The 16,095-nt window shown below is 38.6% G+C and carries 10 protein-coding genes; 6 read left to right on the plus strand and 4 right to left on the minus strand.

The genetic code is table 11. The annotated features are described in order from the left end of the window. Window positions 1–5: 5 nt before the first annotated feature. From IR083_RS23940 to IR083_RS23955, 4 genes are all read right to left on the minus strand, one after another. On the minus strand, window positions 6–1,622 hold the full coding sequence (locus tag IR083_RS23940) for a RagB/SusD family nutrient uptake outer membrane protein (protein WP_006799254.1): 1,617 nt from the start codon (window positions 1,620–1,622) through the stop codon (window positions 6–8). A 19-nt stretch (window positions 1,623–1,641) separates the two neighbouring features. Continuing rightward, window positions 1,642–4,830 (minus strand): SusC/RagA family TonB-linked outer membrane protein, encoded by a 3,189-nt coding sequence (locus tag IR083_RS23945; protein WP_242052524.1) that lies wholly within the window; start codon window positions 4,828–4,830, stop codon window positions 1,642–1,644. Between the two features lie 346 nt (window positions 4,831–5,176). Then, complete coding sequence (locus tag IR083_RS23950; RefSeq protein WP_194226200.1) at window positions 5,177–6,145, minus strand: FecR family protein; 969 nt, start codon at window positions 6,143–6,145, stop codon at window positions 5,177–5,179. 69 nt (window positions 6,146–6,214) lie between these two features. Then, window positions 6,215–6,784, minus strand: a complete 570-nt coding sequence (locus IR083_RS23955; RefSeq protein WP_006799251.1) for an RNA polymerase sigma-70 factor — start codon at window positions 6,782–6,784, stop codon at window positions 6,215–6,217. A 361-nt stretch (window positions 6,785–7,145) separates the two neighbouring features. On the opposite strand from IR083_RS23955, the gene IR083_RS23960 reads away from it, so the two are divergent. From IR083_RS23960 to IR083_RS23985, 6 genes are all read left to right on the plus strand, one after another. Then, on the plus strand, window positions 7,146–7,568 hold the full coding sequence (locus IR083_RS23960) for a Fur family transcriptional regulator (RefSeq protein WP_194226201.1): 423 nt from the start codon (window positions 7,146–7,148) through the stop codon (window positions 7,566–7,568). 186 nt (window positions 7,569–7,754) lie between these two features. After that, on the plus strand, window positions 7,755–9,689 hold the full coding sequence (locus IR083_RS23965; RefSeq protein ID WP_006799249.1) for a heavy metal translocating P-type ATPase: 1,935 nt from the start codon (window positions 7,755–7,757) through the stop codon (window positions 9,687–9,689). Between the two features lie 946 nt (window positions 9,690–10,635). Beyond that, the gene (kdpA, locus tag IR083_RS23970; RefSeq protein ID WP_006799248.1) at window positions 10,636–12,324 is read left to right on the plus strand and encodes a potassium-transporting ATPase subunit KdpA; all 1,689 of its coding nucleotides are present in this window, start codon (window positions 10,636–10,638) and stop codon (window positions 12,322–12,324) included. Window positions 12,325–12,344: 20 nt separating this feature from the next. Then, on the plus strand, window positions 12,345–14,360 hold the full coding sequence (gene kdpB / locus IR083_RS23975) for a potassium-transporting ATPase subunit KdpB (protein WP_006799247.1): 2,016 nt from the start codon (window positions 12,345–12,347) through the stop codon (window positions 14,358–14,360). Between the two features lie 14 nt (window positions 14,361–14,374). Beyond that, window positions 14,375–14,935, plus strand: coding sequence for a K(+)-transporting ATPase subunit C (locus IR083_RS23980; protein WP_194226202.1), 561 nt, complete (start codon window positions 14,375–14,377; stop codon window positions 14,933–14,935). Between the two features lie 26 nt (window positions 14,936–14,961). Continuing rightward, window positions 14,962–16,041, plus strand: coding sequence for a porin (locus IR083_RS23985; protein WP_194226203.1), 1,080 nt, complete (start codon window positions 14,962–14,964; stop codon window positions 16,039–16,041). Window positions 16,042–16,095 lie beyond the last annotated feature (54 nt).

Here is a 16,095-nt window from a genome sequence, read left to right on the forward strand (position 1 = left end):
CTACATTATTTTTTATCCCACCAAACTTTGGTGCCGCCATTATCCGGCCCCCCGAGAAGAGTGCTTACAGCTTCTGTAACATTGGTCAGATTCGATGTATATTCAGTCTTAGGATAAGGGACTCTTCTTACCTGAATATCGGTATTTATTTTCCCGGAACTATTATTAGTTACTACGGGGAATATCTTAGGATAACCGGTTCTTCTGAATTCACTCCAGGCCTCTTGTCCTTCAGGATACATTGCCAGCCATTTCTGGGTAATAATACGCTCCAGTTTCTTTTCAAATGATGCCGAGTTATCCCATTTTATTGTAATCGTTGAAAGAGGATTGATACTATTGGAAGCTACTACATCACTAAACCGGGCAGGAACAGATGTGTTATTACCAACGTATGAAGTATATGAGGACGAGACTCCATGCTGAGCGAATGAGACTTCTATTCCCTTGTTATACAGGTCTTCAGCCGAAGATAAATTATCTGTGCCTGCCATGTTCCATCCCCGAAGCACTCCTTCTGCTCTAAGGAAATAGGTTTCGGCTGCACACATCCATTGTATAGGGCTTGACGCTTCTACATTCGGGTTTGAAAGATCCTCATATCTTGATTTATTCGATATCACTACCCCGTTGCGAACTCCGTTGTAAGATCCTGAAACAGCCGGCTTGAAGTATTTACTTAAACGAGGGTCCTCGTATCCTTTCAGGAAGGATTCTATACTTGCCCCCATCTTAGTATCTTTGTATGAACTCCATATGACTGTTAACGGATGGGATATTGTATAGCCTTTGCCTGACTTCACGGTGACATTCTCCATATTGTCGGTAAGAACACCATAGCTGTTATTCACAGCTTTTTCCGCGTTTTCTTTAGCTAAATCCGGGTTTACATAAGCTACCCGTACAGCAAGACGAAGCCTTAATGTATTTGCAAATTTTATCCAATTGCGGATATTACCGTTATATACTAAGTCGTATTTTGCTAATGGTCCGGAATCGCTATTAGCCGTCACGAATTTGTCCAATTCAGCAATAGCTTCGTCCAGTTCTTCAAAAAAAGATTTATAAATAGCCTCTTGGGAATCGTATGCTGCCCCCATAGCTCCTTTACCAAATTGAGAGTAGGGGATAGGCCCGTGATTATCAGTTATACGATGCATGCCGGCAATTTTGATTATCTGTGCCAGATAGAAAATGTAAGGCACCCCGTATTCTCCGGATTTTACCTTTATCTGACTCCACGGAGACATTACAGAGCGGTAAGCTACATTGAACCCGACATCATTCCAGTCGCTAAAGTCCATATTATAGGTGCTATTGTTGCTTGAGCCGTTCCACTGGCCGATAGCAGCCATGTATCCCGAAAAGATATCTCCTGTCAGGTTTTGGGCACGCTGGTATTCATTCGCACCCACGTCGCTCGTTGGAATTACATCTGTCTGCATTGTCGGAATAAATCCTCCGACACCCAATAAATCTTTTTTTATATCCTCCTCTAAGGCTCTGTTCGGATCGGTATTCTTGCGTTCAAAATCGTCAGTACAAGAAAAAAGAAAAACAGAACAGAGTAAGAATGCTAAACACAGATTATGTGTGATATTGTGGATTTTATAGAATCTCATAATGTTTTCATTTAAGTTATTAAAATTCTACTTTCACATTAAACCCGAAGCTACGAAGGCTTGGCTGCATAAAGTAATCGAATCCTTGATAGTATGTGCCTGTGGAAGCCGTGATTTCCGGATCGAACGGAGCTCTGTTATATATCATCCACAGATTGCGTCCGATCACGGACAGGGTCACATTCTTAACATATCCTTTGAAGAGATTTGCAGGAAGGGTATAGCTCAGACTGGCTTCCCGCAGCCTGACATTGGTCATACTATAGACATATTCGGACAGAATACCGGTCGTACCTCCCCCTACTACGGAATAATAATTTTCGGGGTTCAGCAGGCCGCCATTAACAGCAACCCCTCCGGCATCTCTGGCATTTGCTGAAGCTTTTGACACACCATAGCGATCCATCAAAGCCTGAGTTGCCGATACTCCGACACCTCCGATACGGGCATCGAATAAAAAGCCCAGGGAAAAATCTTTATAGCTAAAGGTATTCTGGAATCCAAGGTTATATTTTGGAGCCGGATTTCCTGCTCTGACCCAGTTTTTGGTATCGGCGCTTACGGTTCCGTTAACCGGGTCTACATATACATTCCCATTTAAATCTTTTTTTAGTGTATATACATAGATATCTCCCATAGCGGCTCCTTCTTTTATTACCATCCGGTATGCATCCTGTTCGCTGGCTATAATTTCATTCATGCCGTTTTCCATTGGCTGGTTAGTTGTCGGATCGATTGTTCCGGCTGCTACCATTTTCTTTACTTTGTTCCGGTTCAGGGTGTAAGTAAAGTTTGAGCTCCATTGGAAATTCCTCCATCTTTTATCCAGTCCTAATGAAATTTCGACGCCCTGGTTGTTTACTTTTCCGGCATTCAGATAATAGTAGGAAAAGCCCGAAGTCGTAGACGCATCGATTTTAAATAGCTGATTGTAAGTATTCGTATTGTAATATGTTATATCGAACCTTAGCATATTATTCAAAAACTTCGTGTTCAACCCAACTTCATAAGCTTTTGTCCTTTCTGGCTTCAGACCCCGGGCCGGATAAAACGGCAGCAGGTCGAGGCTGCCATTTTGTTTCAGTCCATAATTTATCATCGTGATATATCTGATAGGGGCATTTCCCACTTCACTATAAGACCCCCTTACTTTCAGAAATGAAACTACGGAACTTAAATCCGTCATTTCACTTATTATGCCTGATAAGCCGACAGAAGGATAGAAAAAAGCTGTTCCGTGGTCTGTATATGCCAGTGCGGAAGACCATTCATTACGTGCAGTCAGATCCAGATAAAGCATACTCTTGTAACCTAACTGGGCTGTCGCGAAAACAGATTGAGTCTGCTCGTTATAATCATTCTGCAGGAGTCTTGATTCGGGATGGGTAAGGTCTAAATTGCCTAAATAGAAAAAGTCGGGGATTATACTTAGGTGGCCTTCGGCTCCGCTCTGACGATATTTAAAGTCGAGAATAGAAGCTCCTAATACCCCGGTTAAGCTGAAATCATCATTAAACCGTTTGTCAACTGTGGCTAAGAAATCCGCGTATAACTGCTTATTGCTTGTTTGCCTGTGCATATAGTTTCCTTTTTCGGAGGCAAAGAGCAGATCAGCCGAGGCGGAAATTTTTCTTTCAAATGTGTTAGATGTAAATGTACTCAATGCCCGTCCGGTCAACGTCAGCCAGTTCACCGGTTTATAAATCAGAGCGCCATTGATGGAATACCTGTCTGTTTTGTTTTCAAATGCTTCCCGGTTAACTATCCAGTATGGGTTTTGCATTCCTAAGCCCTGATTACCATATGGCCAGTATTGCAGTGAGAAATTACGGCCTTCATCATATCTTTCATATACTTTATACTTGTTGATATCATCACCTCTCGGAAACAGGTAAAGAGGTACGAGGGGATTGTGATATTGCCCCTGAATCAACATGTTCTTATCCTTTTGGGTTGCATATGAAAAGCCGAGATCGAGCGTTAGTTTATCTTTAATTAAGCTGGTAGTATTGTTGACTGTCAGGTTAATACGTCTCAAGTCATTATTCGGGATAATCCCCCGGGCTAAAAGGGCTGATGCCGAAGCGTAAGTTTGGTTATACTGGTTTCCTGCCGATACACTTAATGAATTTGTTTCTGTATATCCTGTCTGGAAGAAGTCCATTGGATCGTATGATGTAGGTTTATCGAGTTTTGCCCCCCAACTATTAAATTCTGTACCCTTTGTTCCATAAGTATTTTGGAATTGAGGTTTAACGAATGGCGCCATAAACATGGTACTATTCGAGTAGTTAAGCCGTACCCGGCCTTCTTTACCTTTTTTTGTCGTTACCAAGATAACTCCGTTCGCTCCCTGGCTGCCATATAATGCGGCTGAAGCAGCCCCGGACAGGACAGATATGGACTCGATATCTTCAGGATTGAGAAATGACATGACATCTCCGTCTCCGCCATCGGGCGATTCGTAAGCGGCTTCGGGCTGATCGTTCTTTGTGTTATAAATGGGGATACCATCTATAACGTAGAGTGCATTATTATCACCAAGCAATGATTTGGTTCCACGCATTATTACACGGGAAGAACCTCCTATACCCGATGCGCTCTGATTGATTGTAATACCCGCAACTTTACCTGCAAGAGAATTGACAAAGTTGGCATCTTTTACGGTCGTTAATTCTTCAGCTTTGATTTCTTGTACGTTATAAGTAAGGGCCTTTTCTTCTCTTCTGATACCTAAGGCTGTGACTACGACTTCATCCATTGTCACGGTTGCATTTTTAAGAATAATATTGTAGTTGTTTTGTGCACCCACAGTAAATTCATATGTTACCATTCCGATGAAGGATACGACCAGTTTTGAAGTTCCGGCCGGGAGGGAAATTTCGAATCGCCCGTCAATATCTGAAAAGGTTCCTTTGGTTGTTCCCTCTATGGAAACCGAAGCACCTATTATTGCCTCTCCATTCTCGTCGCGAACTGTACCTGTTATGGTACGCTGTTGTTGAGGAGTGTCTTTCGATCCGCTTTTCTTTGTGCTAAGAACAATATTGGTTCCTTCTACAAAATAAGAAATATTGGTAGATCTAAATAGATTTTCCAGAACATCAGCTAATGTTTGTTCTGTCTCCGTTACAGATACGATGCGGTCTTTGTTTATTGACTTGTCATAAACAAATAAATAATCCGTTTGAGATTCAATTTTGTTCAAAACTGTTTCTAACGTGACATTTTTTTGATTTAAGGTTACCTTTATGTTTTGTGAACTGAGATTCCCTGCATTTAGACAAAAAACAAAAACGATTAAAAAGAAAGAAGTAAGTTTCATCACTCTTAATAATTGTTTATGACAGACGTTTTTAGTAGCAAAAACATCTGTTTTTGTTATAATTTTCATATATTTACATTGTTAAAGGTTTTTATGGAAATAATGATAAAATCTTTTTCTCTTATCTGTCGGTGTGGTCGCATCGACAGATTTTTTAGATTCTAATGTTTTTCAGGTTTTTCATTTTTTCATAGGCGATTAGATTTTTAGGTTGATAATTAATGGTTCTCTACTTTATATATATAATATTGTTTTCATCACTGTCTCTCTGATATTTAAAGTTTGCATTTTTCTGAATAACTTTTAAAGCATGCTCTATTCCGTCATTGATTCGTATTTTTCCGGTAAGCTCTGTACTTGATAAATTCGTATTTTGGATATAGATTTTCACATCATAATATTTCTCAAAGGTTTTTATAAGTTCCGGAAACGGAGTATCCTTAAATGCTATTATTCCCTCTTTCCACATCGAAGCAGAATAATTTTCCAGCATTTTTATGCTGTATTCATTATCTATACTTTCAAAATATTCGTTAGCACTCAATATAACAGGCTTTGGCAGCATTACACCGGAAAACTCAACTTTACCCTTAAATAATGATATAGCCATCTTCGGAGAATGAGAGTATGCATCCACATTAAATTCTGTACCTAATACTTTTACTTCTCCTTTCGGCGTTTCCACGATGAAAGGAAGTTTCTTATTATTTGTCACATCAAAGAAGGCTTCACCGTCCAAGAGTACCCGCCTCTCTTTATCTCCAAACAAGGCAGGATAAGTGAATTTTGATTTCGCATTCACCCATACTTTTGTCCCATCAGAAAGGGTTAGGCTAACTCTCTCTCCTGCCGGTAAAACAATCTCATTTGAAAGTGTTTGCAAATTATTATACTGATGCTTGTTAAAGAAATACGCACCGCCTAAGACCAACAGGATCACAGCGGATATTTTCAGCACTTCTTTTATCCACACCGGTATTCTTTTGACCTTGTTGTATTCTCCAGCGCTTGCTGAATCTACAAGATCTTTTTCTCCAATATTTAAAATCAACTGATTGTATATTTTCCTTTCGGATAAGAATATATCTCTATGATCTTCAGACTCATCTATCCAATCTAACAGTCTTTGTTCTTCACCGGCACTGATATCCCGGGAAAAGAACTTATACATTACGTTCTTGTCAAATTCTTGGTTCATATATATAAAGCATTTATAAAAGACGGATCCCTGTCAGGATTAATATATTTAACTAATATTAACTTTTTCTTATTTGAAGAATGATAATAATATGAGAAGATGGAGATAATCTTTAAGATTTTCTTTTAGTATTTTTACCGCTTTAGTTAAGTGATACTCAATACTTTTTTCTGAAATATTCAAATCATATCCAATCTCTTTATAAGTTTTATTGTTAAGTCTGCTCTTTATGAAAATAGTTCGGGTTGGTTCCGGCAATTGTTTAAGCGTATTCATTATTAAAGCCTTAAGTTCTCTTGCCAACAGCTCCTGAGGCTCACAGGCCTCCAGTGATGAGATATTTAATTCTGTTACCCTGCTTTGATGAGATTTAATTTCTGAGTGGGTCTTTTCTACATGCAACTTATGTTTCAGATAATTCAGGGATTTATGTTTTATTGTGGTGAGTATATATCCGGGTATATTTGATGTATCGGCTAATTCTGTACGTTTCTCCCAGTAGTACATAAAACTATCCATAACAATATCTTCTGCAACTTCTTTGTTGTCGACATAGCTAATGGCAAAAAGAATGAAACGATTTCTATATAGGGAAAATAGTTCATTGAAGTTTTGCATAATTAACTCATCTTTCAACATGAATATCCGGGTTAGGTGGTTGTAGAACTCAAATATACAAAAATTGTAAGAAACCAAGACATTATCTGAAAAATAGAAAGGGAATGTTGAGAAAAGTGTTAATTATATACTTTCAAATATGCTTGATTGTGTGCTAATTATAGGGAATTTAGTGTATACACTCCACGGTGGATGATTGTGTAAACCTTTGGGTGGAAACAGGTACAGATAAAGCGGTATTGGGTATAGAATGGGGCGATGATAAAAATTCCGCTGCTGAGTTAATATAGTTAAATAAAATATTAAAAGGAAACAATCAAAATAGGCATTTTAAAAGTTACTATCTTTGCATAGATGTTATTAAAACAGGGGGTAGATCAAGATGAATAGCTCTTACATAGATATACTGAACGAACGCACTATAAATCCAACAGCTAATCGGATACTAATCCTTAAAGCGATGCTTAAATATAATAAGGCATTCACTTTATCTGATTTGGAAATGGAGATGGATACCATTGATAAGTCAACTATATCACGTACAATCCATCTGTTTCACGAGAAACAGCTCATCCATAGCTTTGATGATGGATCAGGGTCAGTTAAATATTCTGTATGCAGTAGGGATTGCCACTGCAGTATAGATGATTTGCATGCACATTTCTATTGTAACTACTGTAACAACGCTTTTTGTCTCAAGAATATAGCTATCCCTGAGTTCACATTATCCCCGGTTATGCAGGTGGAAAGTGTAAATCTTGTCATAAAGGGATATTGTGGACAGTGCAATAAATTAAAAAAATAAAAATCACGACAGCTTTTCTTTGAGTTTCACATTATGGATTTATTTATAGTACGATAATTTCCTGATCTATTCCAATATTTATTCTTAAAGGGTTATGTTAAATAAACGGTGGCTATTAAAGGCACCATAGCTTTGCAACCAGGTTGCATTGATTCGTCCGTATCTTTGTGTATAAACAACTAAGATATGGATAAAAATAAAGTATATACATGCACCTGTAGTGGCTCTTGTTCCACAGAATCGAAGGATGACAATACACAAAACTGGAAAATTTATATCCCTGTTAGTATAAGTCTTGTTATGCTTCTGGGAGGAATAGTAATGGATAATTCTCTCCGACAGTATTTTAATTCTTATTACAGGCTTATTTGGTACATACTGGCATATATACCTGTTGCTTACTCCGTTTTCAGGGAGGCTATAGAAACAATCCGGCAAAAAGAGATTTTCACCGAATTTACCCTGATGATAGTGGCTACACTAGGTGCATTTTTTATTGGAGAATATCCCGAAGGGGTTGCTGTAATGCTTTTCTATTCTGTTGGTGAGTTACTTCAAAATTCGGCAGTAAACAAAGCTAAAAGGAATATCAAGTCCCTTCTTGATGTCCGGCCGGATAGGGCTTGCGTTGAAAGGAATGGTAAGCATGTAGATATTTTTCCCGGAGAAGTTAGAATTGGAGAAATAATACAAGTAAAAGCAGGAGAGAAAGTGTCGTTGGATGGAGTGATGGTTTCCGAATCCGGTAGTTTTAATACATCTGCTTTGACCGGAGAAAGTAAACCGAAAACCATACGGAAAGGAGAAAACGTCCTTGCAGGTATGCTTAATATAGATAAAGTAATTGAAATTAAAGTAACTAAGAAATACGAGGACAGTTCTTTGTCCCGAATATTGGAACTGGTACAGGAAGCTACTTCCCGCAAAGCCAAAACCGAACTGCTTATACGCAGGTTTGCTAAAGTATATACTCCCATTATATTTCTCTTAGCTGTATTGGTTACGGTGATACCATACTTCTTTGTCGCTGATTATGTGTTTCAGGATTGGCTGTATCGCGCTTTGGTTTTCCTTGTTATTTCTTGTCCGTGTGCATTGGTAATCTCCATACCTTTGGGCTATTTTGGTGGTATCGGAGCTGCCTCCAGAGCTGGCATACTTTTTAAAGGAGCGAATTACCTCGACCTGCTGGCAAAAATAAATATAGTAGTTATGGACAAAACAGGAACCTTGACTCAAGGTGTATTTCATGTTCGGGATATAGTCCCAAGTGAAGCATTTTGTGAAAAAGAGCTTCTAGACCCGGTCGTAGCATTGGAGAAAATGTCCAACCATCCGATAGCCAGAGCAATCGTAGCTTTCGCCGGAGATATAAACAGTAATTATTCTGTAACTGCTATAGAGGAAATATCGGGACAGGGATTGAAAGGTCTGGTAAATGAGAATGAGGTATTGGCAGGTAATTCAAAATTGATGCAAAGCAATCTGATAAACTATGATAAAACTGTTGATTCAATACCTGAAACAACTGTGCTGATAGCAATAAACAGAATATATGCAGGCTATATTACTATTGCAGATGAAGTGAAGGAAGATGCGGCTGAAGCTATAAAAAATATGCATGCAAAGGGTATTGATAAAATTGTGATGTTAAGCGGAGATAAATCATCCATTACTGAAAAAGTCGCATCATTTCTCGGAATAGACAATGCTTATGGTGACTTATTACCTAAGGGTAAGGTGAAGCATCTTGAACAACTGAAAGCAGACAAGAATAATGTTATTGCTTTTGTCGGTGATGGTATAAACGATGCTCCTTCACTTGCAATTAGTGATGTAGGTATTGCAATGGGAGGAATGGGAAGCGATGCGGCTATTGAAGTAGCAGATGTCGTAATACAGACAGACCAACCATCTAAAATAGGGACCGCTATACAAATTGCCAAATCGACAAAAGAGATCGTTTATCAGAATATAACTTTAGCATTTACCATTAAACTAATTGTCCTTGTTCTTGGAGGTTTCGGCGTGGCAAATATGTGGGAAGCAGTCTTCGCCGATGTAGGCGTATCGTTACTGGCTATACTGAATGCTGTCAGGATCTTGAAAATGAAATTCTGATTTCAATATTTCAGAATTTGTGGAACTAATAAGAATAGAAGACGGGCAGAGAAATCTGCCCGTCATTAGTTTACGATTTTCTGTATAGTGATATAGTCTGTTTTTCAGTATCTAAACTGTCAATTAGATTCATTGACTAAATTTATTGAGGTTGTAGGTTTAGATTTGGCTGTACTTATATACCCTCTCATATTTATAAGAGATATATTTTTGAATCCGATGTTTGAATAAAGATAAAATCAGATATAAAGAAGAAATATTTTAGCAACTAGCATTCTTAATAAAACATTAGTTTATGGCAGTGTTAGTCAACTTACTATTGTAACCTCCGGTGGAGATGTTTTCCGAATAATATCTCTTATTGCAAAAAATTGGGTATATATACATCAACTGTATATATCCTTTTTTGATTAAGCGAAATTTATAATTAAGCCTATCATTTTGATATACATTATCAAAATGATAGGCTTATAAAATTTTACAAAAACTTGTATATGTATGATTAATAGTTAGTTAATTTCAGTTGATTCTCTTTGGCATACAAATAGCATATATAAAAGAAACAATTAAAAATATCTTATATGTATAACTAAAAAAAAGAAGAATATGCTTACTGTGATATTAGTAATAGCAGGAGTTATCTGCTTCAGACTATTTTATAAAACAATAGAGTTTTTTGAAAAAATATAAAATCTACCATTATGATCCCATTATTTATTATAGCCATAGCTGTGTTTTGTTACATCTGCTATGTATTATTAAAGCCCGAAAAATTTTGACAGAAATGAAAAATGAAAATAATAAACGGGGATGTTCTCGTAAGCCCCTGTCTGTAAAACAATCGTTAAAATCAACACATGTATTGATTCTGACATCATTGGTTGCTGTCGGAATCGGACTCATCTTGAATTGCTCCTTCAATTGAAAATTACATAAATAAGAAAACATGAATACAGAAATTTTAGGCATAATTATAATGTTTGTTCTATCGGTAGTTTTGGCAATACCTTTCGGAAAATACATCGCAAAAGTTTACGGAGGGAAAAAGACATTTCTTGACCCCATCTTTAATCCTATAGACAGGCTATTATATAAATTAGGGGGAGTTAATCCTCTGACAGAGATGACCTGGAAGCAACATCTTGTGGCACTACTCGCCATTAACTTTGTTTGGTTTTTATTAGGGATGCTCATTTTAATGACACAGGGCATTCTCCCTTTAAACCCGGATAATAATCCAAGTATGTCTCCTGAACTGGCATTTAACACGACTATATCTTTTGTGGTAAATTGTAATTTGCAGCATTACTCGGGGGAAACAGGTTTGAGTTATTTAGGCCAAATATGGCTAATGTTCTTACAATTCGTGTCGGCTGGTACAGGTATGGCAGCGGCAGCAGTTGTATTCAGGGCATTCCGGGATAAAAGTACGACTCAGTTAGGCAATTTTTATGAGTATTTCATAAAATCATGTACCCGTATCTTACTGCCTGTATCTTTTATTATAGCCATCATTCTTGTGTTTGAAGGCACTCCTATGACATTCGAAGGAAAAGACAGTATCTCCACATTGCAAGGAAATACCGTAGAAGTATCCAGAGGACCCGCAGCTGCATTTATAGCAATCAAACATGTAGGAACAAACGGAGGCGGTTTCTTCGGAGCTAATTCCGCCCATCCATTTGAGAACCCTTCTTATCTGACGAATATGGCAGAAATGCTTGCCCAGTTTATTATCCCGATAGCCATGATTTTCGCTTTTGGCTATTTTACAGGAAGAAGAAGACTCGCGCGAATGATACTTGGTGTAATGACAGTCGGATTCTTACTACTTGTTATTCCCAATGTCGTAATGGAAATAAATGGTAATCCCGCCATATCGGCGATGGGCATAGACAATTCATTAGGAGCTATGGAAGGAAAAGAAACCCGCATAGGAGCTGCTGCTTCCGGATTCTGGAGTATTGTCTCGACCGTTATTTCTACAGGATCAGTCAATGCTATGCACGACAGTACGATGCCGTTGTCCGGTATGAATCAGTTATTAGCAATGATGGTCAACTGTTTTTATGGTGGCGTTGGTGTAGGCATACTAAACTTCTTGATATTTATAATTCTCGCTGTATTTATCAGTGGTTTGATGGTTGGACGTACACCTGAATTCTTAGGGAAAAAGATAGAGGCTCGGGAAATGAAGATAGCAATGATTATTGCATTGATACACCCGTTCCTTATTCTGGCAGGAACAGCACTTGCCACTGCCTTTCCTGATCAGGGAGCATCCACCCTTAATAATCCCGGATTCCATGGTTTCAGTGAAATACTTTATGAATATACTTCATCCTCAGCAAACAATGGTAGTGGATTTGAAGGATTGGGAGATAACACTCTGTGGTGGAATATAAGTACAGGTATCGTGTTGATATTATCCCGTTTCCTTCCGATAATAGGCCCGGTAGCCATTGCCGGACTTCTGGCTGAAAAGAAATTTATCCCCGAAGGTGACGGTACGTTAAGAACCGATACGGCGACGTTTGGCACAATGGTATTTGCCGTTATACTGATTATCGCATTGTTGTCCTTTTTACCTGCTCTTGCCTTAGGTCCTGTTGCTGAATACTTCATCTTGTATTAAATATAATTATTAAAGAGAATATGAATAAGAATCAATCTTTGTTTCAGAAAGACTTAGTGCAGGAAGCACTTAAACAATCTTTTGTGAAACTGAATTCCAAAATAATGTTCCGTAATCCGATTATGTTTACTGTGGAGATCGGAACAATAGTTATGTTTTTCGTGTGCCTTTGGACTTTATCCGGAGAAACTTCCCAGGGAAGTTTCGGATACAATTTCATTGTCTTTCTTGTACTTCTGATAACTGTGTTATTTGCCAATTTTGCCGAAGCCATTGCCGAAGCACGTGGTAAAGCTCAGGCTGACAGTTTACGCAAAACGAGAGAAGAAACACCTGCAAAACTTCAAGACGGCAGTGTTGTATCTTCTGCCCTGTTAAAAAAAGGAGATGTATTTATTTGTGAAACAGGAGATATTATCCCTGCCGATGGTGAAATTATTGAAGGGCTGGCAACAATAGATGAGAGTGCCATCACCGGAGAATCAGCTCCCGTAATCAGAGAAGCCGGAGGAGATAAAAGCTCAGTTACAGGAGGAACAAAAGTCCTATCTGATAAAATAGCTGTACAGGTCACAACCCAGCCCGGAGAAAGTTTTCTGGATAAAATGATTGCTTTGGTAGAAGGAGCAAGCCGCCAGAAAACACCTAATGAAATAGCTTTAACTATTCTGCTTGCAGGGTTCACGCTTGTCTTTATTATTGTATGTGTTACATTAAAACCTTTTGCTGATTATGCGAATGTATCAATTACAATTGCAGCCTTTATTTCCCTATTTGTGTGCCTGATTCCTACAACTATTGGCGGATTGCTATCTGCAATTGGTATTGCAGGTATGGACAGGGCATTACGTGCTAATGTGATTACCAAGAGCGGAAAGGCCGTAGAAACCGCCGGAGATATCGATGTCCTGCTTTTGGATAAGACAGGTACCATTACAATCGGTAACCGTAAAGCAACGCATTTTTATCCTGCCGATGGAGTAAACAATGATGAGTTTGTCCGGGTTGCTGTTCTCAGCTCATTAGCAGATCAGACACCCGAAGGCAAATCAATAGTTGAACTGGCTCAGGTGAATCCGTCAAATTACGATATGCCTGCATCCCGTTTTAAGTTTATTGAATTTACAGCAGAGACACGTTGCTCAGGTGTGGATGTCGGAGATATGCAAATCCGAAAAGGGGCTGCCGATGCCATCCGGGCATTAGCTGAAAGAAACGGGAACCCATATCCGAAAGATGTTGCTAATATGGTGAAGATAATCTCAGAAAACGGAGGAACGCCTTTAGTTGTCTCGGTTAATAATAAAATTGTCGGCACGATTGAGCTACAAGATATTATTAAACCGGGCATCAAGGAACGCTTTGAGCGCTTGCGTAAGATGGGAATAAAAACAGTAATGGTAACCGGAGACAATCCTCTGACTGCAAAATATATTTCGGAAAAAGCCGGAGTTGATGACTTTATTGCCGAAGCCAAACCGGAAGATAAGATGAACTATATTAAAAAAGAGCAGAATGAAGGACGGCTGGTTGCAATGATGGGAGACGGTACAAACGATGCTCCTGCTCTCGCTCAAGCCAATGTGGGGGTAGCTATGAACAGCGGAACTCAAGCAGCTAAAGAAGCCGGAAATATGGTGGATCTAGATAATGATCCGACCAAACTGATTGAGGTGGTAGAAATCGGCAAGCAATTGTTAATGACTAGAGGTACGCTTACTACGTTCAGTATTGCAAATGATGTCGCTAAATACTTTGCTATTATTCCAGCTTTGTTCATAACTGCGATACCTGCTTTGCAGAACCTTAATATCATGAGGTTGAGCAGTCCCGAAAGTGCTATCCTTTCAGCCATTATCTTCAATGCAATCATTATTCCCATTCTGATACCGTTGGCATTAAAAGGAGTTGCCTATAAACCGATAGGAGCATCGGCTCTTTTAAGACGAAATCTTCTTATTTACGGTTTAGGAGGAATTCTTGTTCCATTCGTAGGAATTAAATTAATAGATATAATCGTATCATTATTCATCTGATAAAAATAAAGAAAATGAAACAGCATATTATTCCGGCCATCAGGCTGACAGTAGCTACATTATTACTCTTTGCGGTTGTTTATCCGGTTACACTATGGGGGATTGCACAGCTGTCGCCAAACTCAGGCAAAGGAGAAGTAATAGAACACAACGGAAAAACGTATTATTCAAATATTGGGCAATCATTTACCGACGATAAATATTTTTGGTCACGTCCATCGGCTGTCGATTATAATGCGGCAGGCTCTGCCGGAAGCAACAAAGGCCCATCCAATGAAGAATATCTGGCACAAGTTCAGGCACGTATAGACACTTTTCTCGTGCATAATCCGGAGGTAAATAAATCCGAAATTCCGGTCGATCTGATAACAGCCAGCGGTAGCGGTCTTGATCCTGATTTTTCAGATCAGGCTGCTAAGGTGCAAGTAAAACGCATAGCAAAAATTCGTAAGATAGAAGAAGCTAAATTACTTGAACTGATTGACTCCCAAACAGAAAAACCTTTGCTTGGTTTATTCGGCCCTGAAAAAATCAATGTATTAAGGCTGAATATAGCATTGGATAATTTGAAATAATAAAGTCAATATTTAAAATATAAAAGATGAAAAAGAGTTTAGTTCTTCTGGTGATATTGCTGGGAGCCGGACAAATAGTGTCCGCACAAGAAAAAAGTAATCCGCTCACAATCAGTGGATATACTGAAGTGTATTATCAATACGATTTTAGCAATCCTCTAAATAACAAAAGACCCGGATTCGTTTACAGCCATGACAGGAACAATGAATTCAATTTGAATTTAGGCTTTATCAAAGCTGCATATAATACTGAAATGCTGAGGGCTAATTTAGCTATTGCGGCAGGTACATACATGAATGCGAATTATGCGGCAGAGCCCGGAGTTTCGAAAAATATATATGAAGCCAACATTGGAATCAAACTTTCCAAAACTCATAATTTATGGTTGGATGCCGGAATTTTACCCTCACACATCGGCTGTGAAAGCGCTGTCGGAAAAGATAACTGGACGCTTACCCGAAGTCTTGCTGCTGAAAATTCGCCTTATTTTGAAACAGGAGCAAAATTAACTTATTCAACGGCCAATGGGAAATGGACAGCCAGTTTACTCGTGCTGAATGGCTGGCAGCGAATACAGAAAGTAGAAGGAAATAGCATCCCGTCTTTCGGTCATCAGTTGGTCTACAAGCCAAATGATAAACTGACGCTTAACAGCAGCTCCTTTATCGGAAATGAAAAGGCCGATAGTATCCGTCAGATGCGCTATTTCCATAATCTTTATGCAATTTATCAGGTGAATGGTCAATGGGGTATTACTGCCGGCTTTGATATTGGTATCGAGCAAAAAGAAAAAGCAAGCAGTAAATACAATAGCTGGTATACTCCTGTATTAATTGTTAGATATAAGCCATCCGATAAGCTTGCTTTTGCAGTCCGAGGTGAATATTATTCCGACAAGAATGGAGTCATCATATCATCTGATACGCCTAACGGATTTCGGACGTTTGGTTATTCCCTGAATGCGGATTACTATATCTTGCCTAATCTGGTTTGGCGGACAGAAGTCAAAAATCTGAATAGTAAAGATACTATCTTTTTAGACAGGGATAATAAGATGAACAAAAATAATGTTTCTGCAATATCAAGTATTGCCGTTAATTTCTAAATACCCTTATTAATTTTCAAAACTCTTGCCGGTTTATGGACAAGAGTTTTGTAC

It is taken from the genome of Dysgonomonas sp. GY75 (assembly GCF_015234155.1).
In the GTDB taxonomy this organism is placed as follows: Bacteria; Bacteroidota; Bacteroidia; order Bacteroidales; family Dysgonomonadaceae; genus Dysgonomonas; species Dysgonomonas gadei.